Origin of the sequence: Asaia astilbis JCM 15831, assembly GCF_000613845.1 — a bacterium.
Taxonomy (GTDB): domain Bacteria; phylum Pseudomonadota; class Alphaproteobacteria; order Acetobacterales; family Acetobacteraceae; genus Asaia; species Asaia astilbis.
Genome location: NZ_BAJT01000008.1, coordinates 40,662 through 66,499, shown reverse-complemented (window position 1 = coordinate 66,499; position 25,838 = coordinate 40,662). Strand labels below are relative to the sequence as shown.

14 protein-coding genes and 1 pseudogene are annotated in these 25,838 nt (G+C 56.7%); 4 read left to right on the top strand and 11 right to left on the bottom strand.

The annotated features are described in order from the left end of the window. Nucleotides 1–30 precede the first annotated feature (30 nt). Entirely contained in the window at nucleotides 31–3,660 is a 3,630-nt protein-coding gene (locus JCM15831_RS17360; RefSeq protein ID WP_025823801.1) for a PAS domain-containing protein, read from the top strand. A 26-nt stretch (nucleotides 3,661–3,686) separates the two neighbouring features. Here the strand turns inward: JCM15831_RS17360 and JCM15831_RS07375 are convergent, their stop codons facing one another. The 3 genes from JCM15831_RS07375 to JCM15831_RS07365 form a co-directional block, all read right to left on the bottom strand. Next, nucleotides 3,687–6,119: a mechanosensitive ion channel family protein gene (locus JCM15831_RS07375; RefSeq protein WP_084490603.1), complete on the bottom strand. Its 2,433-nt coding sequence runs from the start codon at nucleotides 6,117–6,119 to the stop codon at nucleotides 3,687–3,689. 188 nt (nucleotides 6,120–6,307) lie between these two features. After that, the gene (gene hemA / locus JCM15831_RS07370) at nucleotides 6,308–7,528 is read right to left on the bottom strand and encodes a 5-aminolevulinate synthase (RefSeq protein WP_025823799.1); all 1,221 of its coding nucleotides are present in this window, start codon (nucleotides 7,526–7,528) and stop codon (nucleotides 6,308–6,310) included. A 68-nt stretch (nucleotides 7,529–7,596) separates the two neighbouring features. Continuing rightward, nucleotides 7,597–8,373: an EAL domain-containing protein gene (locus tag JCM15831_RS07365; RefSeq protein ID WP_156938787.1), complete on the bottom strand. Its 777-nt coding sequence runs from the start codon at nucleotides 8,371–8,373 to the stop codon at nucleotides 7,597–7,599. Between the two features lie 433 nt (nucleotides 8,374–8,806). Between JCM15831_RS07365 and JCM15831_RS07360 the strand changes: the two genes are divergently transcribed. Then, complete coding sequence (locus JCM15831_RS07360; RefSeq protein ID WP_025823797.1) at nucleotides 8,807–10,075, top strand: MFS transporter; 1,269 nt, start codon at nucleotides 8,807–8,809, stop codon at nucleotides 10,073–10,075. A 77-nt stretch (nucleotides 10,076–10,152) separates the two neighbouring features. On the opposite strand, the gene JCM15831_RS20125 is transcribed toward JCM15831_RS07360, so the two are convergent. The 8 genes and pseudogenes from JCM15831_RS20125 to JCM15831_RS21435 all read right to left on the bottom strand — a co-directional run bounded on the left by JCM15831_RS20125 (nucleotide 10,153) and on the right by JCM15831_RS21435 (nucleotide 23,051). Further along, nucleotides 10,153–10,656: an acyl carrier protein gene (locus JCM15831_RS20125; RefSeq protein ID WP_198024267.1), complete on the bottom strand. Its 504-nt coding sequence runs from the start codon at nucleotides 10,654–10,656 to the stop codon at nucleotides 10,153–10,155. Next, a complete protein-coding gene (locus tag JCM15831_RS23950; RefSeq protein ID WP_373277620.1) occupies nucleotides 10,584–14,030 on the bottom strand; it encodes an SDR family NAD(P)-dependent oxidoreductase in 3,447 nt (1,148 codons plus the stop codon). The genes JCM15831_RS20125 and JCM15831_RS23950 overlap by 73 nt, the downstream gene beginning before the upstream one ends. Next, nucleotides 14,007–16,497, bottom strand: a pseudogene (locus tag JCM15831_RS23945) (type I polyketide synthase); the annotation flags it as partial. The pseudogene JCM15831_RS23945 and the gene JCM15831_RS23950, both read right to left, overlap by 24 nt. 96 nt (nucleotides 16,498–16,593) lie before the next feature. Beyond that, nucleotides 16,594–18,057 (bottom strand): AMP-binding protein, encoded by a 1,464-nt coding sequence (locus JCM15831_RS07350; RefSeq protein WP_025823796.1) that lies wholly within the window; start codon nucleotides 18,055–18,057, stop codon nucleotides 16,594–16,596. 87 nt (nucleotides 18,058–18,144) lie between these two features. Further along, nucleotides 18,145–19,515, bottom strand: a complete 1,371-nt coding sequence (locus JCM15831_RS17350; RefSeq protein WP_051528374.1) for a Hint domain-containing protein — start codon at nucleotides 19,513–19,515, stop codon at nucleotides 18,145–18,147. Between the two features lie 393 nt (nucleotides 19,516–19,908). Next, nucleotides 19,909–20,373: a hypothetical protein gene (locus JCM15831_RS07340; RefSeq protein ID WP_156938786.1), complete on the bottom strand. Its 465-nt coding sequence runs from the start codon at nucleotides 20,371–20,373 to the stop codon at nucleotides 19,909–19,911. Between the two features lie 429 nt (nucleotides 20,374–20,802). After that, nucleotides 20,803–22,380: a Hint domain-containing protein gene (locus JCM15831_RS07335; protein ID WP_156938785.1), complete on the bottom strand. Its 1,578-nt coding sequence runs from the start codon at nucleotides 22,378–22,380 to the stop codon at nucleotides 20,803–20,805. A gap of 95 nt (nucleotides 22,381–22,475) precedes the next feature. After that, a complete protein-coding gene (locus JCM15831_RS21435; RefSeq protein ID WP_156938784.1) occupies nucleotides 22,476–23,051 on the bottom strand; it encodes a hypothetical protein in 576 nt (191 codons plus the stop codon). A 636-nt stretch (nucleotides 23,052–23,687) separates the two neighbouring features. On the opposite strand from JCM15831_RS21435, the gene JCM15831_RS07330 reads away from it, so the two are divergent. After that, on the top strand, nucleotides 23,688–24,650 hold the full coding sequence (locus JCM15831_RS07330) for a glycosyltransferase family 4 protein (RefSeq protein WP_025823793.1): 963 nt from the start codon (nucleotides 23,688–23,690) through the stop codon (nucleotides 24,648–24,650). Nucleotides 24,651–24,686: 36 nt separating this feature from the next. Beyond that, nucleotides 24,687–25,838, top strand: coding sequence for an autotransporter strand-loop-strand O-heptosyltransferase (locus JCM15831_RS07325; RefSeq protein WP_025823792.1), 1,152 nt, complete (start codon nucleotides 24,687–24,689; stop codon nucleotides 25,836–25,838).

Below are 25,838 nucleotides of genomic sequence, written 5' to 3'. Positions count from 1 at the left end.
TCACGATTCTGACGCTATGAATCAGGCTGGTTGAGCGGCCTCATCCGTGCTGTGTTCGAGACGCCATCCTCCTTCGCCGAGCGGGATGCCAGAAAGTGGGTGGCGGTCAAGATGAGGCTTACCAAGCAAAGGGTTCCCGACCTGCCCGCCAGCGGGCAGAGTCTTCATCACCATGCGCTCGAGCCTCTTCGTGCCAGCTTTCCTGATCTGGGGTTCGCACTCCTTCACATCGATCACGGTCGACCCTCTCATGTCGACCCCACTCGGATCGGCTCCCCCGACCTTTCCGAATGGGCCGATCACGACTGGAGCGCCGCGCAGCCGACAGAAGGTGTGCATTCACTCTTCGGATGGTCTTTCTACCCCTTCGGCAATCCGGCTCACGGTGCCATCGCAGTCGATACGCGACGCACAATGCTCGAAGATCACCGTGATCGTGCCATCCATGCCCATGCCCGTCTTCTCGGGGCTATCCCCCTCCAAATGCTCAAAGAAAGCGCCTCGGTCTCCAACCGTGTCAGCGTAAGCTCCGCACAAGAACTGCGTTCTCAAATTCATCTCGGTTTTTTCATGTGGTGCGCAGCATCATCACGTCTGACCGGGGACCCGCGCATGGCGACACTCTGCGGGCTGACAGACGAGGCGCTCAAATATGGAATCACGTGGTCGGATCTTCTCACGCGTATCCATCAGGAAGACCGCCCTCCCCCCGATCAGTCGCCCATCGACTGGTTGATCACCGCACCTGAACAGGGTGTGCGACTGTTCTCGGCTACCGGCGAGATGATCCGCGTGCATATCAGTGCTCAACCGCATGGGAAGGACTGCACGGGCACAATCATCGACATCACCCATGAAGACCGTCTGGCGCTGAGAACCAGCCAGGCCTTCATCAACTCGATGCTGGTCAGCGCCAATGACTGTGTCAAGATTCTGGACCTCAGCGGGGTCGTCACCTTCATCAATCATGGGGCGATACGCGTTCTGAACCTGTGCACGGCCTCGGAAATGATCGGTCTCTACTGGCCCGATGTCTGGCAGGAACGTGGACGAAACCTCGCGCTCGATGCCATCGAAGCGGCGGGCGCCGGCAGAACCAGCCATTTCCAGGACTATATCGAGACATCGGACGGTCGGACCCGGCTCTGGGATGTGATTATCGCCCCTATTCTCGGCGCTGACGGTAAACCTGAACGTATCCTCGGCGTCTCGCGAGAGATGTCTGTGGCGAATCAGGAGCATGAACGTCTCGAATTGGCGCTTGAGGCGGGCACGATCATCGGCATGTGGCTGTGGGATGCAGAACGTCGACTGATCACGGGCGACAAGCGCATGGCAGCAACGCTCGATCTTCCGTCTGCCCAACTCACGGCGGGCGTGACTCTGGAGCGTATTCTCGAGGGCGTAACCCCTGAAGACCGCCCCGCAATCGCAGCCGCCCTTGATGAAGCTCTGCGCGATAAAAAACGCTTTCGCTGCGAATTCAGATTACGGGATGACGGGACCAGGACCAGCCGCTGGGTCGAGGCGAACGGGTCGTGCACTTACGATGAGGAGGGCAATGTAAGCCATTTTCCAGGTATTCTTCTCGACATCGACGCCCCCAAACGGCAGACCCTCAAACGCGAAGCGCTTGTTGTTTTCGGTGATGAGCTGCGAACGCTCTCCAGCACAAGCGATGTCCTCGATCTGACATCACGCACGCTCGGCGTCACGATCGAAGCCGATCGCTCGGGATTTGCCGATGTCGATCATGAAAGGGAATTGGCTCAAGTCACCGATTGCTGGCGCCGAGACCCGTCGATCACAAACATTTCCGGCCTTTATGCCTTCCGCAGCTTCGGCTCGTATATCGAACGCCTCAAAAAGGGAGAGGTTGTCGCGATTGACGATGTAAGGACTCACCCTCTCACAGTTGACCAGGCAGACTCGTTTATTCCGCTTCAGATCTGCGCCCTGCTCAACGTCCCGATTATGGAAAACGACGTCCTGCAGGCTGTCGTGATCGTTCAGTTCAGACACCCCCATTGCTGGGACGAGATTACGCTCTCTTTCGTCCGGACAGTGGCCGATCGAAGCTGGGCAGCCATAAGGCAGATGCGAGCTCAGGATGCTCTGCGCCGTCTGAATGAGACACTCGAAGATCAGGTCGTTCGTCGCACGAAGGAACGCGATCGCCTCTGGGCGATCAGCTCGGATCTTCTCGCTCTGATGGATCGCGAAGGCCGCCTGCGCTACCTCAACCCGAGCTGGCAGAACAGTTTCGGTGACAAGGCGCGTCACTGGCTGGACAGCAAACTGGAGCACCTCGTCCATCCCGAGGATATGACCCGCGCGGTGGACGCTCTCGCGCTTTTACGCGAAGGCCGGCTTGAGCATGGGGTCGATCTCCGTTTTCAGCGCCATGACGGAGCATGGCACACCTTCAACTGGTCCGGCTCGATCGAAGGCGATGACATCTATCTGACCGGGCGGGATGTCACGGATCGTATCGCCCTTGAAGACCAGCTCCGCCAGTCCCAGAAAATGGAAGCGGTCGGGCAGCTCACCGGCGGCCTTGCTCATGATTTCAACAATATTCTGGGAGGCATTGGCGGCGCGCTCGATCTTCTCACGCGTCGCCTGGAACAGGGACGCACGGAAGGGCTGGACCGCTACATCACCGCAGCAAGAGGCGCTACTGACCGCGCTGCGGCCCTGACCCATCGTCTGCTTGCCTTCTCGCGCAGGCAGACTCTCGACCCTCAGGCAGCGGACGTTAACGCCCTCATTCTCAGCATGAATGACTTGCTAGACGGGACCGTCGGACCGGGAATAACGCTCGACCTTCAACTTAATGAGACAATCGGCCCGGCTTTGGTCGATATGAATCAGCTCGAAAACGCCCTGCTCAATCTCTCGATCAATGCACGCGACGCCATGCCGGAAGGCGGCATCCTTCGTATCGCCACGTCTCGTGCAATACTTGGTTCGCTCCAGGCCGAAGAATGGGGACTCCGCCCCGGCCCCTATCTGGTCCTGTCAGTCACAGACACAGGCGTTGGCATGAGCACCGACGTCATGGCACGCGCATTCGACCCGTTTTTCACCACCAAGCCCATAGGCCAAGGCACCGGGCTCGGTCTGAGCATGATCTATGGGTTTGCTCGCCAGTCTGGCGGACGGGTGAGTATCGTCTCGACCCCCGCTGCTGGCACATCGGTGCATATCTGGCTCCCCAGCCATACGGCCACGCTCCCGGTCGCGCCCGCACTCCCCGAGCGCGAGCAAAGCGGCGTGTCTCTGCGGCATTTGAGGGTCCTGCTCGTCGACGATGAGGAAACGCTGCGCTTTACCATGCGTGAAACGATGGAAGACTGGGGGGCGGTCGTTCACGAAGCTGGCGATAGCACGGCAGCCCTTGCCCTGCTCAACCATCAGGAACTGCTCTTCGACATCATGGTTACCGATGTCGGCCTCCCGGGTGGCCTGAACGGGCGCCAGCTCGCTGATGCTGCCCGCGAGCTCAGACCCGGTCTCCCGGTCCTCTTCATCACAGGCTATGCCGAGCAAGCTGTCTTCAGCGGCGGGATGCCCGGGGAGAAAATTCACATTCTCCCCAAGCCCTTCACCACGCCTCATTTCGAGGAGAAACTCAGAGCCACGCTGTCAGCTGCCTGACGGCTCTGAGGCTTCCCGAGAAACTTCTAGGAAGGCTCGGTACCCGTTTCAGGCGCTTGCACAGATCGGTCATGCTCTTGCCCGGTCTGCAACCCGGCCAGGCCTGTCACCTCAACGAAGCGTGTCGGATAAGGCAGATGGATGCCACGTGCCTCGAAAGCCTTTTTCATACGGCGATAGAATTCGCGCTGAACAGGCCAACGTCCCGCTGTCGTCGTCGGCAGCGTGCCGCGTACGGTGACGGAGGTCTGATTCAGAGCATCGACACCCCACATCTGGAAGTCGTCGATGATAAACGTCTTGAAGCGCTCATCCGCCCGCATCTCCGCCGTGATCTCGTTGATCGTCGCAACAACATCGTCGGTGTCGGTTTCATAGCCGACTTCCGCAACGATAATGGCGCGCGCAAAATCGCGATTGAAATTGATGATCTGACCCAGAGAGCTGAAGGGAAAAATATTCATCGAGCCGTCATTGGCTCTTACATGCACCGTACGCAAGGACAGGTGCTCGACGACACCGTATGTGCCGTTCAGTGTCACCGCATCCCCGACAGTCAGAGCATTCTCCATCAACAGGAAAATCCCGTTGATGAAATCCTGCACCAGCTTTTGCGAGCCAAAGCCGAGCGCAACACCAAAGATCGATGCCCCTGCCAGAAGCGGTGCGACATTGACCCCGATCTCGCTCAGAATGGTCAGGCCGATGACAGTCACCAGAACAACCATCAGAACAATCCTCAGCATGGGCTGCAGCGTGCGGACACGGGCAACGCGCGCAGCGCCCTCCGCCTGCGAGCCAACCTTGCGGGCGTAGCGCTCGAGCATGATGTTGCTCGCTTCCCAGACGATGACCCCGAACAAAAGCGCGATCAGGACGGTCATGGACGAGGAGATCAGGCGATAACCCAACCCGCCAACGCCGAACAGGGCTTGAGGGCGCGCCCATGCACTCGCCAGAGCAAGCACCGTCAGGGCGATGATGATCACCGAGGTGATCCGCTGGGCAGGCCCGTAATAGCGGGTGAAGCGGGTCTGGGTATCCTCGTTGAGCGCGACCCAGTCCGGAGCCGTTCGGAAGAGGCGTTCCAGCACCCCATAGAGCACGATGCTTACCAGACGAGCTAGAACAAGGGCGACGGCGCTACGAAGGAATACTTTCCAGATCGCAGCATAACCATGATGGATCTCGGCAGCCCAGACGAGCCAGAGCCCCATATCGAAGAACAAGGCCACGATCCACCAGACTCGCCCGAACAGATGGAGCGCGTTGGCGCCAAAGCCACGTTTGTCACCCCGGTCACAGAACCGCATGACCCGCGGACGGCTCCGCATGATCATCACGGCCACCATCAGATGCAGGACGAGCGTCAGGATCTTCAAAAGGGCCTCGATCACGCGATCGGGCAAACCGCAATCATTCAGGGTCTCAAGCGCTGCAGCAGAAATGCCGGTTGTCACGACAAGGAGGCGGAACCAGTGAAAGAGAAACGCTGAAGCGGAGTCCGAGAGCAACGCCAGACGCAGCCATGGGCGCTGAGGCGCAAGAACCGTACGAGCTGCGACGATCAGGCCTCCGGCAATCAACGCCGTGATACTCAGAACACGCAGCAATCCCGTGGTATTATCGTCTGCATCAGGATCGAGCACGATCATCAGCAGCGCGACCGCTGGCACGACCAGCACTGGCAAACTGTCCAGAACAAGACATAGCGCGCTGAAAGGAAGACGCTTCAGCACCAGCATCAGGCGTGCAAGCGCCCCTTGGTGACGCAGGCGCGTTTCACGTTCCTTGTCCTGATCTTCCTCGGTTTCGGTCGCTGGATCGGAAGTGGCCTCACGATCGACGGCTTCTTCGGCCGCCTGCCTATCGTCTTCGCCCTTCACAAGATTAACACGGCCCCGAACCCGCGCCATGGTCTCGACCCGATCTCGCGGCCCTCTCAGCAGAAAACGCAGCCCATAGAAGAGGCCGGTGCTGATCCCGGCCAGCAGAATGGCGCGCAGGAGAAGCTTCAGAGATTCCTGACGATCCGCCGGGTTCGTGCGCATATGGCGCCACCAGGGCCCGATTGCCCGCACATCGACCACGGTGCGCAGCAAGGTATGCGCCTGATTGCCAGCAACCCGCCCCCAATCGGAGACGCTCCCCAACAGTTCAGCACCAAGCCCGTCCGGCTTCAGCTTGGGTTGGGTCTGCGCGCCACCATCCTGACCGCCCCCCTGCTGGGCGCGAGTCAGATTTTGTAAGGTTGTGAGAAATTCGCGGCGCTTGGCGTCATCGTTCAGAACCGAGGCAAGCTGCTTTGCCTGCTCGCTTGTGATGTGAGGAAGGGCGTTACTGACCGGAGCAGTCTGCGCATGAGTGGGCGCGGAGCCAGAGGTTAAAAGGCCCAAGAAGAGGACTAAAAACGCTGGAAACCGGGCGTAGCGCAGCAACGCTCGAGAGCAGGACAACATTCAAGACTTCCTTGCAGGGTAAAAGTGAGGCGTTCTGACCTCTTCCCTATAACGGTGGCCAGAACGAGGCAAACCCACCAAAGTCTTGATATCGTAACGAGGAAGTGGACTGTCTCAGGACCCGATTCAGGTAAAAGAGACGATGTCGTTCAGGCGATTTTTCGGGTGGCCGAAGCCACCCCGTTACTTCAGGCTGCTTCTGATAGACGGTGTTCACGCCACAAAACAGCTAATGCCGAGACAAGGGAGTCGACGTCTTCCCGGCTATGCAGAGGTCCTGGTGTGATACGCAGACGCTCCATTCCCCGTGGAACAGTCGGATAGTTGATCGGCTGGATATAATGGCCGAAACGCTTCAGCAGCGCATCGGAGAGCGCGCGGCACTGCACGGCATCCCCCACCATGACCGGGACGATGTGCGACGGATTAGGGAGATGCGGGATGTGGGCACGGTCGAGGCTCTCACGCAGCCAGGCGACAGCCTGACGATGCGCCAGACGTTCTTCCTGGCTCTGGCGCAGGTGACGGATGCTTGCGAGCGCTCCAGCTGCAACCATTGGCGGAAGCGCTGTTGAAAAGATGAATCCCGACGCAAAGGAGCGAACAAAATCACACAAGGCTGCGGTGCCGGTGATATAGCCACCGACCACACCGAACCCCTTACCCAGCGTGCCTTCGATTACAGAGAGTCGATGAGCAATGCCGCGCTCTTCTGCAACGCCCCCGCCCTGATGGCCATACAGGCCAACGGCATGGACCTCATCAAGATAGGTCAGGGCATTGTAGCGGTCGGCCAGATCGCAAATGGCTTCGATTGGCGCAATATCGCCGTCCATCGAGTACACTGACTCGAAAGCAATGATCTTGGGCGTCTCGAGCGGAAGGCTCTTGAGCTTCTCTTCCAGATCGACGACGTCGTTATGAGCGAAAATCATCTTCTCGGCACGGGAGTGGCGTATGCCTTCAATCATCGACGCGTGATTGGCTGCGTCCGAGAGGACGACACAGCCTTTCAGCCTTGCTGCGATCGTCCCGAGCGTCGCCCAGTTCGACAAGTAGCCTGAATTGAAGAGGAGCGCCGCTTCCTTGCCGTGCAGATCGGCCAGTTCGCGCTCGAGCGCTACGTGCTCGTGATTGGTGCCGGAAATATTGCGCGTGCCACCCGCGCCGGCCCCGCTGCGGTCAAGGCTTTCATGCATCGCCTTGAGGACGTCAGGATGCTGACCCATCCCGAGATAATCGTTCGAGCACCAGACCGTAATTTCGCGTTCCAGGCCATGATGATAAGCGTGAGGAAACTGCCCGGCACGACGCTCAAGCTCAGCAAAGTGCCGATAGCTTCCATCTGCCTTGAGACCATCGAGGGCTGTCTGAAAATACCGGTCATAGACCGCATCCACCTGCGCCATATTCTTTCCTTCTCATCGGGACCTAGCGCAAAACAGCTTCACGCGGCGTAGAGCAAGTTAAACTGATGTTATCGATGCGGTTGTCTGTCGGGAAATTCAATCGAAAACCATGTCTCGAGAAGGGATCGATCCTTGAGCCCTGCGTTAGGGGCAGGGCAGCGCCTCCAGGGACGCAATACTTTCGAGTTCTCGGCACCCCCCTCCCAGTTCATCGAAACCTGCCGAGAGCGCGAAAGCATATTGTGTGGAATTCGTGATTCGGCTGAGGTGAGTCTTGAGACCCAGCGCTGCATTGCCGTGCAGGAGGCGGCGTAAAAGCGCGACGCGACCGGATCCAGCAACTCGTCAGTCTCCCGACCAGCTTCTTCCACAGGCCGCCACGATCCGGTTGGTATTTTGAGCAGGATGGCATCGAGGCCAATTCCCGATATCAGTCCCGAGGCCGCACATTCTCTGAGAAGCCTCAGGCTGGACGGGTCCTGCCCGAATCTCGCGACCCATATCTGAACACCCCAGTCGATCAGAACAGCCAGTACGAAGGCCTGCTCGCGATCGTTATCTGCAAGACGTCGCTCATGCAGGGTCAGCCTGAGCCCGGTTGGCGGAAAGCCCGTCTCAGCGAGAATTTCTTGCAACGCCGCGATAAAGGTCTCGCCGGGCGCCATCGGATCGGACAGGGTCATCGTGACCGAATGCGAGCCAATCCTGGACGCTGCCTGAAGACAGATCTCTCGCAACAGGCTTATGTCACGTGCCTCTGAAGCAGGGGGGGACGAATTGCCCAAGCTCCGTCGGCCACGCTTGATCGAGGCGGCAAGATCCAGCTCCGCCTCCCAGCCGATCACGCGCGTCTGCCCTGAGCGACAAGCAAAACGCGCTGTCCATTGCAAAGGCTGGGACTTCCGGCAGGACGTAGAGCCGGACTGTAAGCGTGAGCGACGCAACCGAAAGGCAAAAGGCGCGTTCTCCCCGTCCAACACGAAATTGTCTGGACGTGAGGTTCTCCGCTCTTGTGACGGCAAAGTCTGGTGCTCCTGCTCCATCGTTTCCGGCACTCTTCGGAAACATCCTGGAACAGGCTTCGAGACGCCCTCTCCAGATCGAACGCCGGACGCTAACATCCGAAATCTAACACGCGCTTAACGGGGCTTCTGACAAGAATGTGAGACAGGACTCGATTTCCGTTCGCCGACAGGGCAAACAAGGAGTGAAACGGTCCCTTATCTGGCGCGCTATACCCTTTCGCTCAGTTTTTCCTTCTTGTTCAAGGACGAGACCATGACGGCCTCCGCCCGCCCTTCGCTCCTGTCACAGCTTATCTCCTACCCCCCGCTTGTGGCCCTGAAACCCTACTGGCGTGTCACCGTGGCCGCCTTTCTTGGCTGGTTCCTCGACGCGTTCGACCAGACTTCGCTTCTTCTGACGCTCCCCGATATCTCTCATGATTTCGGCGTCACGATCAGCGCCATGGGAACCGTCCTGCTTGCACAAAGCGTTGGACGTGCGATTGGCAATACCGGCTGGGGATGGCTGGCGGATCACTATGGCCGCCGCCTCGCGTTTTTGCTCGGGGTCTTGTGGTTTGGTGTTTTCTCCGCAGCGACAGGTCTGTCGACGGGGATCATCAGCATGATCATCATCCAGTTCCTGTTCGGGATCGGCTTCGGGGGAGAATGGACCGCGTCTGCTGCCCTGCTCATGGAGAGCGTGCCCGGCCGGAGCCGCGCCATGGCCTCGGCCATCATGATGTCAGGGTATGAGCTCGGCTTTCTGGCGGCCACGGCTGCCCAGGCCATCATTCTCCCTCATTATTCGTGGCGCCTCCTTTTCTTCATCGGCCTCGCACCCGCCCTGCTTGCCCTCTTCATCCGGATCGGTGTGCAGGAGAGCCCGGTATGGAAGCTGAAGCAGGAAGAACGCCGTAATGCCCCAGCGGACGCCCCTGCCTCCAAGGCCAAATTCGTTCTGACCATCGCCGCCATTCAGGCTATTGCGCTGATGTCCTTTCTGGAATTCCAGAAAGCGGCCATCTACAGCCTCTATCCGACGATTTTACGCAGTGTGCACCATCTGACACCGGCTCTCGTCTTCTGGCCGATCGGCTGTTTCTGCATCGGGTCGCTAGTCGGCAAGCTCGGCTGCGGTGCTTTGGCGAGCCGCTTCGGCGATCTGCGCGTGATCATCGGGACGCTGATCGTCGTCGTGCTGACGATCTATCCGTTCCTGAGCGCCACGAACTATCCCCTGCTCCTGATCGCTGCCGTGATCATGGGGCTCGCTGCTTCAGGCGTCTTTGCGCTGGTGCCCCATTATCTCGCCAAGCGCTTTCCTTCCGACACGAGGAGCTTTGGCATGGGCCTGAGCTACGCGATAGGTTCGCTTGGACAAGGTCTTGCCGGAAAGCTGGTGCCGCTTTGCGGTCGCCCGCTGGGCCTGCCGCTTTCTGCGCAGATCTTCGTCGTGGGTTCCAGCGTCATCGTCGGCGCCATTGCGCTCATCAAGCCCAAGGAGCTTCCTGGCGAAACCATGGAAATCGAGCACCACTGACGACGAGGCCATTCGCCAAAAGAAAAACCCGGGAAGCCTGTGCTCCCGGGTTTTTTGATATCTGATGTTCGGAACGCTCAGGCAGACGCCATCGCATTCAGACTGATCTGACGCAAGACGTTCTTAGCGATCTCACGAATGGGCTCGTTACGTGACAGAACGAGAAGCGAAATCTCGACATTGAACTCTGTCTTAATTGCCGTCTGAATCTCTACACCAGCGAGGGAGTCCACCCCGAGCTCGTTGGGACGTGCGCCGGGATCGATGCTGTCAGGCTCCATCTTGAGAACACTTCCCAGGATGGTTTTCACATTCTCAAGCACGAACTCGTACCGCGCCTCCGGCGTCAGGGCCTGAAGATGCGCCAGTTTCTGTGCCGAAGAGTTTCGGACGTTCTTCTCACGACGGATAAGAGCGAATTTCGGATTTCGCTCCAAGGCTCCATGATTGGCGAAGCACGTCTCCCAGTCGATCGCCAACGCCGCAACTGTATCCCGATCCCGGTCGATCAGATCGGGGAGATGCGACAGCGCCTCTTCAGCCTGCAAGAGACGGAAGCCCGCATTCTCGAAAAACTGCACGACGCTGCCCTCTTGCGAAAGCATCCCCACCTCGCAATCGGCCCCCACTGAACCGCAACGGCTGGGTAGCCTGCCTTGCGGCGCGCGCTCGCCAGTGCATCGAGCCAGGAATTGGCAGCAAGATAGCTGCTCTGACCGACATTGCCCGTGACCGTCACGATCGAGGAGTAGAGGACGAAATAATCGAGCGGACAGTCTCGCGTCAGCTGGTCGAGATGATGTGCCCCCAAGACCTTGGGAGCCAGCACCCGGCGCAAGCTGTCTTCGGCATAATTGGAGACCAACCGATCATCCAGCACACCTGCTGCGTGGAAAACTCCCTTTAACGGCTTTCCCTTACCGTGAATTTCCGTCTTGATCCGCGCGACATCGTCATGGACGCTGACATCGCCGTAATGCAACGTCACCCGCGCACCCGTCTTTTTCAACGCCTTGATTTTGGCCAGCGTCTCCACGTCGTCACGCTTGCTGCGCCCCATGAGATGCAGATGACGCGCGCCCTGCTCGACAAGCCATTTGGCCGTTGCCAGGCCAAGACCACCCTGACCGCCAGTAATGAGATAGGCTGCCTGAGGATCGATCGGGCGAACGGGCTGTCTCTGGGCTCGAACATTCGAGAGATCCTCGTAGGAGACGAGAATTTTGCCGATATGTTTTGCCGACGACATAAACTTGAACGCATCGCGCACCTCGGAGGCCGGGTAGACCTTGTGCGGCAGGATGACCGTATCGAATTTACGCGACAGGTAAGGGATACGATCGAAGATCGAGACGGCCTTGCGATGGTCATTTGCCATCATCAGGTCGAGATCGAAGCTATGGAACGATACGTTTCCGTTAAAGCTGAACTGCGAGAGATCGCGCTTCTCCCAGATATCCTTCTTCCCGATCTCTACGAAGCGACCCGTATTGCATAAAAGCGCAAGGCTATGAGCCTGCATCTCACCGGGAAGGCTGTTGAGCACCACATCGACGCCCTTGCCACCAGTGACCTCAAGGATACCATCGTAGAACGCAAGGCTGCGTGAATCCCAGACCGCCTCACAGCCACGATCGAGCAGGATCTGACGCTTTTCGTCATTACTCGCCGTCGCGAAAATACGTGCGCCGATGATCTTGGCAATTTCGATGGCAGCAAGTCCAACACCGCCTGCCGCAGAGTGAACGAGCAGGATTTCGCCCTTCTTCAGATGAGCCAGATCGTGCAGGCAATAAAGTGCCGTCGCAATCGCGATCGGGAGCCCCGTTGCCTCGGCGACTGTCAGGGGGCGCCCCCCGGTCTCGAAAAGGTTGAGCGGCATGACACGGAATCCCTTGATGGGGAGCGTCATATGCGAAGCAAAACAACCCGGATGGCAGGTAAGATAGCGCTCGCCGACCTTGAATCGCTTCACGCCTTTGCCGACTGCCACGACCTCAAAACAGCATTCCATGCCCATCTCCACCGTATGATAGGTGTCGAGCAGGAATTTTTCGGGCAGGACAGAGATACCCTTGAGCATGTCTTTGAAGTTGAGTGACGTGGCCAGGATGCGGATCGTGATTTCGCCACGCCCCGGCGGCCGGACATCGAAAGCCTGATAGCTCAGGCCATCGAGCGTTCCCGTGCGGCTCTTTTGCAGCTTGATGGCCGGGTTCCCAGGCAGCTGAGCGAGTGGCCTGTCTGGCTGCCCCTCGACCGGCATGAAACGAGGCACGAAACGCCGTCCCTCACGCAACGCCACCTCGGCTTCCTGATCGTCATGCAGGATTTCAGCAGCAAGCGCGATCCGGGTTTCTTCCGTCGAGAACGTGGCGACGTCGATGACCTTCCCTCGGAACTCGGGTCGCTCATCGACGAGGCCTTTGAAGAAGCCGACCAGAGCAGCCCCATCGGGGGTCACAGTCGACGGTGACGCCAGCAGGTCTTCGGGGTCGAAAAATGCTGCATTCTCCGACACCAAAATGAATTTTGGCTGCTGGTTGGACGCTTCCAGCGACAGGCGCTTGTCGAATTTGACCAGAGCACTCACCTGCTCGACAAGTGCCTCGAAAGCACCCTCACCTGACCCACCTGCAAGATAGAGAACGGCGTCCAGAGCGAGACCGGCCTCCAGGCCGATCGTCTCGGCTGTGATCGCGCCTTGACGGGGCACCGTAAGAAGCGTGACGCCATTCTCTTCCAGCAAAGCGCAAAGCTTCTTCTGAGCCGCGCTCTTATGCCCAGCAACGAGGATCGTCTTGGGTTCGGCGAAGAGAATGGACGCCTCGGTTTCGGTCCATTTGGTGAAATATTGTTCTGCCGCAACAGCTTTCGCTGCTTCCTTGCGGGAGCGAGGCACTTCGGCGAAGCGCAATCCCTTGATTTCGGCGACCGGCACGCCTTCGGGAGTGTAGAGACGCAAAATCGCGTCAATTTCTCTCTGCGAGATCGACGTGATTTCGGCGCGCGCAAGGATCTCAGTGTAGCCCTTGCCGAAACAGCTCAGGCGCTCGAAACCGACAGGCACATACATATGGTCGGAGAAGCTCTCCGGCACGAGACCGATCAGCGCATGCATTGCACCGTCAAGAAGCGCTGGATGCAGGAAATACTGATCCCCTGCCTCTCTCTCTGCTTCATTCAAGGCGATTTGCGCATAGGCGACACGCCCTTGCACAGCCAGACGCTGAAGGGTCCGGAAGCTTGGACCGTAATGAAAACCGTGATCGCGTATCCTGTCATAGAGCAGTGCCCCTTCTGGCCCCTGTGCAAGCCAGTCGCGCGCCTCATTCTGATCGATCACCGCCATCGGCCAAGGCGCCGAAGAGAGGACATCGACCTTGCCGTGGTCGAGCCACATCTCGCTGAATTCTTCCTTGGCACTAAAGAACCGCAGCGTCTTTTTAACCTCGTCGTAAACGAGGTGCATCACAGGGTTATCGCCGGTCTGTACGACGAGCGGTGCGATAATCTCGAAGTTTTCGAGCACAACACCCGTCTGACCCTCAACCTCGTGCCCGACGGCCAGAGCCGCCTCGACAAACCCGGCAGCCGGCAGGAGGATCACAGTGTCGATGCAATGATCTTTCAGCCAGGGCACGCCAAGCTCGGTAAGGTCGACCACCCAGGATTTTCCCGGTGTCATCGCGCCGAAGCCGATGAGCGGATGAGCCTCTCCCCCCTGGCGGAAACGGCGCTCGCGCTCGTTCTCGATCCAGCATTCCTCTCTGGACCAGCGATAGGTCGGAAGGTCGATCAGCGATCCGCCCGTAATCCCCTGCCAGTCGAGACGCGCGGTTTGCAGAATTATATTGGCGACCGCGTTTTCGAGACATTTCGCCTCGTCTTCCTGACGATTGAGCGTACTGATGACACTCAGCTTGGCCTGCTGCTTGTCCGCAACCGATTTCAGGGATCTGCCGATAACCGGATGCGGCCCAATTTCAACAAACTGGGTAAATCCGTCGCTCAGACAGGCTTCGACAGCAGCTGAGAAGAGAACAGGCTGTCGGGCGTTTTTGAACCAGTACGCGGCATCGACGCGATGATCTTCATCCGTCACGGCACCATGAACAGTCGAATAGAAAGGTATGGTCGCCGCGTGGGGAGAAAGAGCCGACAATGCCGATGTCAGATCGGTCTCAATGCGATCCATCACGGGGCTGTGGAAGGGAACGTCCACGCTCAGAATGCGGTTGAAAAGACCCTTTTGCGTCAGATGGGCCGCAAGCGCCTTGATCGCTGTTTCAGGCCCGGCAAGCGTGCAGGTGCTGGGCGCGTTGATAGCGGCAACACAGAGCTCTGGCGCTTCCTTGTCCAGAAGTTCCTGTGCGGCCTCAGCTGAGAGCCCGACGGCAAGCATGCGACCGGTTCCATCCAGACGCTTGCAGGGTGCTCCGATGGAAAATGACCGCCACGGCGTCGTCCAGCGTCAGAGCTCCCGAGATATGGGCAGCCGCGACCTCACCCATGCTGTGACCGAGAACAGCATCGGGCAGAATGCCCTGATGAGCCAGATATTCTGTGACGAGGATCTGGATGACAAAAATCGCAGGCTGCAGGATCGCCGTATTATGGATCCGCGAGACCTCTTCTTCTTTGAGGATTTCATCGCAGATCGAGAACCCTGCAAGCGCCTTGAAAAGCGTATCGCAGCGGCGCGCCTTGGCCAGAACGGGCTCAGGCGCATGGTGCAGAAGATAGCGCCCCATGCCCCACCATTGCGGCCCGACACCGGAATAGACGAAGACGATCCCCCGGCCGGATTGTGCCTCCACCACTGTCTGGAAGAGACCCTCTTCGGGCTTGTTCTGAAGATAGGCCTCCAGTCTCGACCTGAGCTCTGTCTCGTCCTGCGCCAACACCAGAAGACGATGGCGAAACAGGGTGCGGGACGTGGCAAGGCTGAAAGAGAGATCGCCGAGTATCAGGTCAGGTTCGGCACCGAGCTTTTCGCAATACGCCGATGCCATAAGCGGCAGCGAGGTTTTAGAAAACGCCGTCAAAAGGAAGGGAATTTTCCCATTGATCCGACGTGCTGGCTGTTTGTGCTCAGCCTTTTTCTTTGCCGGTTCAGGACGACGCAGCAGCGCGATCGCGTTTGTCCCCCCGTAGCCGAAGGAATTCACCCCGGCATAACGAGCCGGTTTTTCCGGCGTAAAAGAACGCTTTTCTCCCCGCGCGATATCGAGATTCCAGTCATCCAGATGGATGGACGGATTGATCTTTTGCAGTCCTGGCTGGGGCGGCACCTCCTGATGACGCAAACAGAGAGCGGCCTTGAGTGTTCCCAGAACTCCCGCTGAGGCTTCCGTATGGCCCAGATTGGCCTTGATCGCGCCGATCACGAGCTTCTCTTCCTTGAAGCGCGCGATGGATTGCGAGAGAGCATAAGTCTCGATTGGATCGCCCGCCGGGGTGCCCGTGCCGTGCGTTTCCACGTAAGCGACATCGCCCGGCTCAACCTGAGCAACATTGAGAACCTCGGTCATGAGGCGCGACTGCGCTCCAGCATCAGGCGAGGTCAGGAACTGCGTACGACCGTCGGAATTGACGCCCGTAGCGCTTACAATCGCATGAACCGTGTCTCCGTCGCGCTCGGCATCCTCCAGCCGCTTGAGGACGAAGACGACACTCCCTTCGCCACGACCATAACCGTCTGCAGCAGCGTCGAAGCTTTTCGAGCGCCCGTCACGCGCAATGAAGTGCCCTTTAGACATGAAAATCGACGTTTGCGGCGCAATCATGAGACTGACACCGCCTGTTATGGCGACGTCAGTCTCACCTTCATTCAGGCTCCGACAGGCCTGATGCAAGGCAACGAGCGATGACGAGCAAGCCGTGTCGATCGACATGCAAGGCCCCTGCAGATCGTAGACATGAGCAAGGCGTGCCGAGAGCATGGTCGAAGGAGTGGCAGTCGCCGCAAAATGGTCGCGCACCGTCGGCAGGTTATACGGACTGGATGTATGAGCGTGGGCATCGACGGCAAAAATACCGATGAACACACCGGTCCGATGACCCGACAATCGCGACGGCACGATGCGCGCCATCTCCATCGCTTCCCACGTCACTTCGAGCAACAGCTTTTGTTGAGGATCGAGGATCTGTGCCTCTCTTGGAGAGATTCCGAAGAAGAGCGGCTCGAATTCGTGGATGTTCCTTTTTAAAAAACTGCCTCGTCGCATATAGGTTTTCGACGGCGACTCGATTTCCTCAGCGTAGAAACGTTTTACGCTCCATCGCTCTTGCGGCACATCCGTGACCGCTTCGCCCTCATTACAGAGGAAGGACCAGAGTTCATCGACATTCGTTATGTTGGGTGCAAGGCGGCACCCTATTCCAACGATGGCAATATCAGCATTTTTCTTGCGCGACATAACGAGAACCGAACCCTGTTTTCCGTATCGAGACGGCCCAAATTGGCCAGTCCCGGTGTGTTTCACTTGACCGATGTTAAGAGAGTGCCGTCATGATCAGGCATTTGCCGCGTCTGAGCGCTTAAAGGCATGCCCAAGCCGCTCGCGATCCACCTGACCGTCCAAAGAACACGGGATGTGATCGACCGACATCACTCGGACTGGAGGCAGAGATGGATAGAAGGCGCGCAGCGCCTGCGCCAATCTATCCGCATCAAATCCTTTATCTGAGGCCAGTGCGATATTGATCCGGTCGCGACCCGTCTCATCGAGTGAGAGGAAACTTCCCAGATCGCGCTGCCCAAGAATATCGCGGGCGATATCGTCGATCACGCCGAGGTCGAACTTTTCACCGCCAATAGAGACCAGATCATCTACGCGTCCCAGGAGACGAAGACTTCCATCAGCAGCAAGTTTGCCTCGGTCCCCGGGGTAGAACCAGCCGTCTGCGAAATGTCGTGATTGGTCCTCTTGCACATCGACATACCCATCGAGCAGGCCCGAGCTTTTGACGCGGACGATCCCTTCCTGCCCCATCGGAAGAATTTCTCCCTCTTGACTCACGATCTGAAGAGTTACCCAAGGCAAAGGCGTGCCAACCATCTCGTCCGCTTCGAAACCAGAGGCGTCACCGAGTGCGACCGCGCCGACCTCATCGGTGCCATAAGCCGTAATCAACGTTGGCGTCAGTTTTGAGAGCGTCTGGTCCCGCAAGAGGCGGCTCAACCTGCCTCCAGTCACGATCAGTTTCAGCGTCTCAAGCGGGCTCATGCCGGGAGGAAGAACCTCGATAATGTGAGCAAGATGACTTGGCGTCACAACCGCCACGGTTGGGATTCTACGTGCAATCAGAATGCCGATATCAGTATGGCTGACAAAATTCAGTGGTGAGCCGCCGCACAAACTGGCGCACCCAACAATAAACCCGGTCAGGGAGATGACACCGATAGTCGACAAGACATGGGGACGCTCAGCACTCGATTTTCCCAAAATCTGATCCTGGAAAATCATATGCATGATTGCTGTTTCAGCCTGACGAAACGTCATGGACAGAGCGCGACGCTCAGCATCCGTGCCTGCCGCAATCGCATAGCGACAGATCTTGTCGCAATCGATCACCACATCAAGCTCTTGCGGTTCGGCCTCGCGGACACGGGTGAGCCAGCCTTCACTCACCTCGAGCACCTGCGTATCCAGTAGAGACAATCCACCTAGTGACAACACAATGTCGGGCTCAAGAAGCTGAACATCGCGCAAGAAGGACGGGCTTGAACTTTCTGGTAGCGACGCACTTGCCAAGCCAAGAGATGCGAGCGCGAAAATGAAAACCCAATGCCAGTAGAGGTTGCCACAGTGGATACCGATCAGGCGTGGATCTGCCTCGCGGAGCTTACCAAGGGCGGATGCAACTGCCTTCACATCCCGGTCCAGCTGCGCAAATGTCCAATCCTGTGACAGGCTATCGAACGCCAGGGATTGAGGATTCTGCCTGGCGTGTCGCAAGGCGATAACATGAAACATCGAGTTCAATCCCAAAACAAAAATGGGGTGGCCATGACAGCCACCCTGTTTACCCCAAGAAAGCGGGAAGTAAAAAATTTATTGGAGCTAGCCAGCCTGAGCACCTCGAAATAATTCCGAGGATTTGGCCAGATAGGGACCACCAGCCAGAACTTCGATTGCCAGGATGCAGACTGCGTCCGACTGGCGGTCGCTGAGATCGAGAACGGCGGACCCCGTCGTCCAGCGCTGTCGTCCGTCTTCGATATTGGCCCATCCGTCCAGTGCTTCATCCGTCAGGTGCTTGCCGAGATAGCGCGTCTGATCAGACTCCCAGAGCTGGATATCGCCGACGAGCACACCGAGATGGCGACGATCATCGTGGAACGGCCCGATTGCATCTGCCGGACGCGAAACACGCGAAACAATACGCACCATCTGTGCATCCGGCGGCAACATGAACACGCTCGATTTGTTCACCACACGCATCTTGCGCAGAATACGCCCTTTCTCATCGATAAGATGCAGGTCGGGATCTTCTGTGACCTCTGGCTCGCGTACGACACGGCCCAATCCCAGGGCGCTGGCACGATAGGACAGGGACGCATGAAGCGGTTCAACGAAGCTTCGATCGATACGCAACGGTGCTGCACCGTCGTTTTCCCAGTCCCGATCCGGCGAATTTAAGAGATGAACGACCGAGTTAGCCTGAGCAAAGCGCTTGCGATCACCCGTGTCGAGATAGCTCTCACTCAGCGCGCCGTCAGACCAGATGATCGAATGAGTATCCGTCTCGATATGATAATAATCGAAATGCGTGATCGAGCGATCATAGAAAATGCTTCGTCCGTTGACGAGCATGCGCGCTGGCACGAACGCTCCATTAAGGAACATCGCATGCTCTGGTGTCACAAGAAGGTCTTTATGCGGCATGTTATCGCCCAGCGCGTTCCGCAGGATACGAACAGGATAGCCAGCCTCGTCGTCATCGAGCCAGGTGCGTACAATGGTCGAACGCTGGCCGATCCAGACGACATCACGGAAAACTTCGTTTCCATCGACTAAGGCAGCAATCTGATCTCCAACGGCAAGATCTTCCACCGCTACCTCACCTCGTTCGGTGCGGATCAAGGTGCCCCTTAGAAAACACTTATCGTAGACAATAACCGTGCTGCCATCGGCGGGATCGCGCTCGAGATGGTAATCAGCTGTCGAGACGGATCGCGCACCTCTCACCGGAGCAGACCAGAGCACCCTTCCCGATCGGTCGACAACACTGATCTGCGAATTGCTATAAACGATGCGTTGTCCCTCATCCCAGCCAAGCGTATCGACATCGATCCGCCCTTTCCAACCGATGGTGACGCCGCTCAAAACGGCTCCGGATTGAACAATGAGCAGACCGCCGGCGCCTTCGCCCTCAGAAGCGATACCCGAGATCGTGACATTGGTCAGTGTTGCCCCCGAATTGACCGTCATGGTCCCACCACGCTCGATCTTGACAGCGCTGGCAACAGCCTCTGCCTCGATCGTCGCAGCGCCATGGGCTGCGATACTCGCTACGTTAATTTGCCCCCCCTCTCTGCATGGAGACTGCCACCAGCGCCAACAGTCACGTTTTTCGTGACTGCACCGCGACCAACCGCTATCCGACCGCCGGCAGAGACAATATTCTGGTCCGCTACAGCTCCAGCGCTCAGCAACTGCGTGCCTGCACTGAAGATGCTTCTCAACGCCGTGCCTCCAGAGGAAACCACCTGAGTTCCCCCAATCGTGCTCCCCAAATCCGTTCCGCCGCTGGCCAGCATCTCCGTCGATCCGACATCGAACTTACTCGCCGAAATGACCCCTGGTCCGTTGAAATGTTGGCCCTTAAGCGTAAATCCCCCCCCCGCCAGGCCTACCACCCCCTGCCTGCACATGGGCATCGATAACAAGACCCGCCCCACCTCCATAATCGGGCATCTTGCTGGCGAGAACTCCCCCCATCGATCCAACTGTGACACCGCTGACAATACCATCATTGATGGCGGCAAACCCACCGCTTGCATAAGCGGTGCCGCCGATCGCTCTCCCATCACCGCCAGCCAACACCACGCCCCCTGAGACGGCGGTAGCACCGGACGCGACTGCTGCTGCCGAAGCAATCAGCATGGCCGGATTATCTGTGCCACCTCCGCCCAATCCTTCAACATAAGCGTTAACCGTTGCGCCATCCTTGCCCGTCGTGATCAAGGTCGCGCCACTTATGACCCGATATCCATAATACCCCGCTTCGTGACCGATGCGCCGCCGCTTATTCCAGTGGAAGTGATACCCATATGCCAGCCCTCGCAAGGATAAACGAGTGAGTGCCCACAAAAAAGACTGTCTATAATGAGAATATGAGATCCATTACCCCATCATTGAGAATCTTATTATCGCGAACACACTATAGTCGTTCATATTTAGTTAACTATCCTGCACCTGACACATAAGAATGACTCAAGCAACGTTCTGATATATAGAATATAACTATATAGATCACCTGGCATTGGTTTCTAAATTACCAACCTCCAGAAATCATGAAGCATATTACTGATGCTGTAAAAATCATTCCTGATTTTAATCTCGTACGAGCGCTTCTTAAATAAGGTTCCACGGAAGTATGTTTTCGTACATCAACCTTATTCGACCTGATTTTGAAAGGTTCGCTGATATAACAAATCAAGAGTAAACTGGTCGACATCCCTTAGGAGGTCGACCAGTTCAACAACCCCAGTGCCCTTATATCGCCACCGGCAGAACCGCTGGCTCGCTTGATTCACTCGTGTAGGGGCCGCCTGCAAGAATTTCGATCGAAAGCATCGAAATACTGTTTTGCACCAGATCATCCAAAGGCAGTTCAGCATTACCGGTCGTCCACCGATGACCCTCGTCTTCGACACTCGACCACCCTGCTAAGGCTGGCGTTGTCAGATGCGCACTGATCTGACGGGTCTGACCGGCCTCCCACACCTGAATGTCTCCCACCAGCACTCCGAGACGACGTCGATCGTCAACAAACGGCCCTTCCGTGTCGACGGGGCGAGCAACACGCGAGACAAGCTTCAAGCTCCGCACATCGGCCGGGATCGTAAAGATGTGAGCCTTGTTGACTGTACGGAGCGAGCGGATTTCCCTGCCCTGATCATCAACGAGATGCAGATCTGCATCTTCCGTTTGCACCAACCCGGCACGTTCCAGACCAAGTTCGAGTCCATCTGCCCTTGCATTCAGACCTGCATGTAAAGGCTCTACAAAGTCTCGGTCGGTACGCAACGGAACCGCAGCATCCTTCGCCCATTCTTTGACTGGCGCATTAAGCAGGCGAACAACAGGACCACCCCGAGAGAAAGTATCACGATCACCTGTGTCGAGGTAACTCTCACTCAGCGCTCCATCCGACCAAAGGATCGAGTGCTCGTCGGTTTCGACATGGTAGTAATCAAAATTTGCAATCGTCCGATCATAGAAGATGCTACGGCCGTTAGTAAGCATGCGCGCAGGCACGAAGGCGCCATTCATGAAAAGCGCATGTTCGGGCGTTACCAGAAGATCCTTATGAGGCACGTTATCCCCCAGTGCCCCACGCAGAATACGCACGGGGTAACCGACCTCATCATCATACTGCCCTGAACGTACCGAAGCGGTCCGGCGACCGATCCAGATGATCTCTCGGAAAACCTCCTTGCCATCGACAAATGCTGCAACCCGATCTCCAACAGCAAGCTCTTCTACGGCACGCTCACCTTGATCGGTGCGGATCATTGTCCCTTTGAGGAAGCACTTGTCGAAGACGACAACCATGCTTCCATCAGCAGCATCACGCTCCAGATGGAAATCCTTCGCTGCACCGCTCGGCAAGCCAGCTACCGGCCCCGACCAGACAACATTGCCGTTGGCGTCTCGTACCGTAAGCGTATTACCGCTATAGGTGACCTTGGATCCCGACGAGTATTGCACACTGTCGATATCGAGGCGGCTTTTCCAACCCATCGAGGTCACACCGCTGAGTACGGCCCCGGATTGAAGGACCAGCAACCCACCGGGACCACCATCCGTCGAAGTGCCCGAGATCACTGCGTTGATGAGTGTCGCACCGGAATTAAGAGTAAACGTCCCCCCTCCCGACACAACGACCCCCGACACGACAGCCGCCTGATTTGCGGTCGCCGCTGCAGCAGCCTGAACCTGAAGTCCATTGACACGCCCACCAGCGCCGACCTGCAAACTTCCTCCAGAACCGAGTACGATGGACGAGCCTACTCCGCCATTGCGAACTTCGATCCGCCCTCCCGCACTGGCTGTCGCTCCGATTGACACGCCATCACCCAATACGATCTGCGTCCCAGCACTGAAAATCGATCTCTGGGATACACCCCCGGATGAAACGAGCTGTGTTCCACCTATGGTACTTCCTATGTCAGTTCCTGCAGAATCGAGGATTTCCGTGGAACCCACGTCGAACCGACCGTTGGAGATAACGCCCGATCCCTCGAATTTCTGCCCTTTGATGGTGAAACCACCTCCGGCCAAACCGTAACCACCAGTTTGAACATGGGTATTCGTAACGACGCCAGCTCCGCCGTCATAACCGGAGACCATGGAGCCAACACGCCACCACCAGAGCCAATCGTCGCGCCGTCCACAATGCCGCCGTTTGCAGCAGCGAACGAGCCACTATTAAACGCCGATCCACCAACAGCCGATCCCTTGTTGACGGCCATCACGACGCCACCGAAGCCAACCGTCGCTCCCGACGCGACGCCACCAGCCGATAGCAACACGAGGGCCGGGTGATCCGTACCGCCGGATACGCCAGGAACAGCCCCAGGCTGGTTTTCGCTTCCCCTCCCGAAACCAGAGACAAGAGCCCCGGTTACAGTGGTTCCGGCGCCTTCGACTGTGAGAGTCGCCCCACTCAGAACGCTATATTTCGAGCCGTTTTTGGTGATCTTAGCGCCTGCGGTCCCGGTGTTGGATGTAATACCCATGCGTGAATTCCCAAGAAAGTTCGGCGCGATACGATGCTGATCTCATCGGCCTTAGAGCATTAAGTGAAGACGACTCTGGCTCCGCGCGAACTACTGAGACGAACTTTCTCAGCACCCTACCGGGCCACTCGGGTCCATGTTGTCTTTATGCTAACATTTTAGACACAACCACCTACTCAAGACAATGTTAAATTGTTTGTAAAAACCCATCAAATCTTTGGCATAAAGCACATTAACTACAATATCATTAATTTTGACGATATTTTATCAACCTATCTTAAATAAGCACTTCAGAAACGATTGTCTTTTCCGTGTCTACGCTGTCCTTTTTACAAAGATAAAAGTCCATGCACGAATACACAGCCAATTGGACTCACCTGATCCAATGATGAAAATCGAATAAATTACTTTCAGAAAAAAATATTAACGAGTAAATATTTATTCTTTATATCATAGTGAAAATTTCCGCACCACATCACCTTGTGTGCACACCCTATTTGGTCAAGTTCTATTTATTCGCAAAGAGAGACGAGAAAAAAGCTCGCTTGGCACACACCCTCATGTTCTTGCGCACTCATTGCTGTTTCAGATGAGGGCTGCAAAGATGAAACCTGCGCTTTAAAAGGTGATGATGCGTTGAAAAAAATCATATTTTTCAATCCCTTCGGCCCAGATGTCGTCTCTGGCGGCATCAAAGTGACATATCAACATGCTGGCATCCTCGCAAAGCAAGGCTACGAGGTTTTGGTATATCAACCGGCCGGTCGGCCGACGTGGCTGGATGTTTCAAGCCGCATCACTGTGAGTGATCGGTTTTCGCCAGAGGATGCTGCGCTCGTCGTATTCCCGGAAACCTTGAGTGAAGGGATGCTGGACTATGTCCGAATCCCCACTCCGGCCACCAAAATCATCTTCTGTCAGAATCAGTTCTATCTCTACAGTTATGGATTGAGCGGACAGACCCTGGCTGAGCTCGGATTCAGTCATTTCATCGTGCCGGGTCGGGAAACGGCGCGATCGCTCACGTCGATGCTCGGGGTAGGTAACGTGCATATCATTCCCAACTCCGTCGATTCAGGTCTCTTCTACCCAAGACAAAAACGGCTTTGCATCGCTACCAACCCGGCAAAGTGGCCAGCAGAAGGAACGAATTCTGCCATGGCGCAACTACTTAAAACGATGCTGCATCTCAAATACCCTCACACCGCTGAAGTCCCCTGGATAGCGCTGACAAATATGTCCCAACGTGATGTTGCTGACGTCATGGGGATGGCACCCATTTTTGTGGCTCTGTCACGACAGGAGGCTTTTCCTTTGACGCCTCTGGAGGCCATGGCTTCGCGCTGCGCCCTCGTCGGACTCAGAGGAACCGGAGGAAAGGATTACGCAACTGACCTTAACGGACACTGGTTTTCCCCCGAACAATGCGAAGAAATCGTCGATTCTATTGCGTATCTGATTGATGGCTTGAGCCGTGGAGAGCCTAGGATTGACAGAATGCTGGACGAAGCAGAGAAGACAGCCAAGCAATATTCAATCAACGCGACCTATCAAGCCGTAGTTCGGGTCTATGGCGATATTCTCGCGCAGTCAGGCTGATGGCCTGCCCTCAGGACATTTGCAGAGCAGGAGCCCATGGATAGCACGCCGAGCCAGACCGGACCCGATGGGATCAGATATGATTTTCAGGATGGTTGCCGCGTCAGCCTGCCTCAAGGAGACTGGCATCTGGAGATTCGGGACCGTCTAACCCAGACCCTCCTTTACGCAGGCGAGAGCAAGGGCGGTACAGTCGCCAGCACGAAAAAGTACTTCGTCCCTTTTTCGATCACGGTCCGGCATTCTGATCGGATTGTATTTGAGCACGATCTGAATTTACAGGATCGAGACGTTTTGATCGACATGCATCTGGGCGGCATCGGTGACCATATTGCCTGGATGGGGCACGTGGAGAGATTTGCCACACAGCATGGCTGCAGACTCACCTGCGTTGTTCGTCAGGGCCTCGCTGAACTCTTCGACACGAACGTTCCGAACCTGACCGTCAGTGACGATACAGGCCTTCTGGAGAAGTCGTTCTACGCACGCTACAAGGTTCTCATATTTTTCAACGATTTTGCCCGCGATTATCAACCGACTGATTACAGACAGGTAGGATTGGGCGTCTCCGGGGCTTATATTTTAGGGCTGAGCGCCGTCAATCGCCAACCAGAAATTAGAATTGCCGAAGGCGGTCGGCCGATATCTGAAGACTATGTATGCCTTGCCACTCAGGCGACAGGTCACAACAAATACTGGAACAACCCCACGGGTTGGGCCAGCATCATTCCTTTTCTTAAAAAGAAAGGCTACCGGGTCATTTGCATTGATCGTGACCGTGTCGGTGGAAGCGGGACGATCTGGCATCACATCCCGCACGGTGTAGAAGATCTGACCGGCACGATCCCGCTAAGTGAGCGAGCTCGGTGGCTGAAACATGCCTCGTTTTTCATTGGCCTCTCAAGTGGCCTATCCTGGTTAGCTTGGGCTGCAAATTGTCCTGTCGTCATGATTAGCGGCTTTACCGAGCCCTATAATGAGTTTGCCACGCCGTACCGTGTGATCAACCGCAATGTCTGCAATAGCTGTTCTAACGACGTGACAATTGAATTCGAACGCACCAATTATATGTGGTGCCCTCGACATGCAAATACCGAACGTGACTTCGAGTGCACCAAGATGATTACGTCCTCTCATGTAGAGCAGGTAATCGATCAGCTAATCGACGATCTTCAGAGGCAAGCATAG

Excerpts from the sequence above, each read along its gene's own strand:
- JCM15831_RS07375 (WP_084490603.1), bottom strand. The coding sequence starts at position 6,119 with ATGTTGTCCTGCTCTCGAGCGTTGCTGCGCTACGCCCGGTTTCCAGCG.
- hemA (WP_025823799.1), bottom strand. The coding sequence starts at position 7,528 with ATGGCGCAGGTGGATGCGGTCTATGACCGGTATTTTCAGACAGCCCTC.
- JCM15831_RS07360 (WP_025823797.1), top strand. The coding sequence starts at position 8,807 with ATGACGGCCTCCGCCCGCCCTTCGCTCCTGTCACAGCTTATCTCCTAC.
- JCM15831_RS07350 (WP_025823796.1), bottom strand. The coding sequence starts at position 18,057 with ATGTTTCATGTTATCGCCTTGCGACACGCCAGGCAGAATCCTCAATCC.
- JCM15831_RS17350 (WP_051528374.1), bottom strand. The coding sequence starts at position 19,515 with ATGACGGTCAATTCGGGGGCAACACTGACCAATGTCACGATCTCGGGT.
- JCM15831_RS21435 (WP_156938784.1), bottom strand. The coding sequence starts at position 23,051 with ATGGGTATTACATCCAACACCGGGACCGCAGGCGCTAAGATCACCAAA.
- JCM15831_RS07325 (WP_025823792.1), top strand. The coding sequence starts at position 24,687 with ATGGATAGCACGCCGAGCCAGACCGGACCCGATGGGATCAGATATGAT.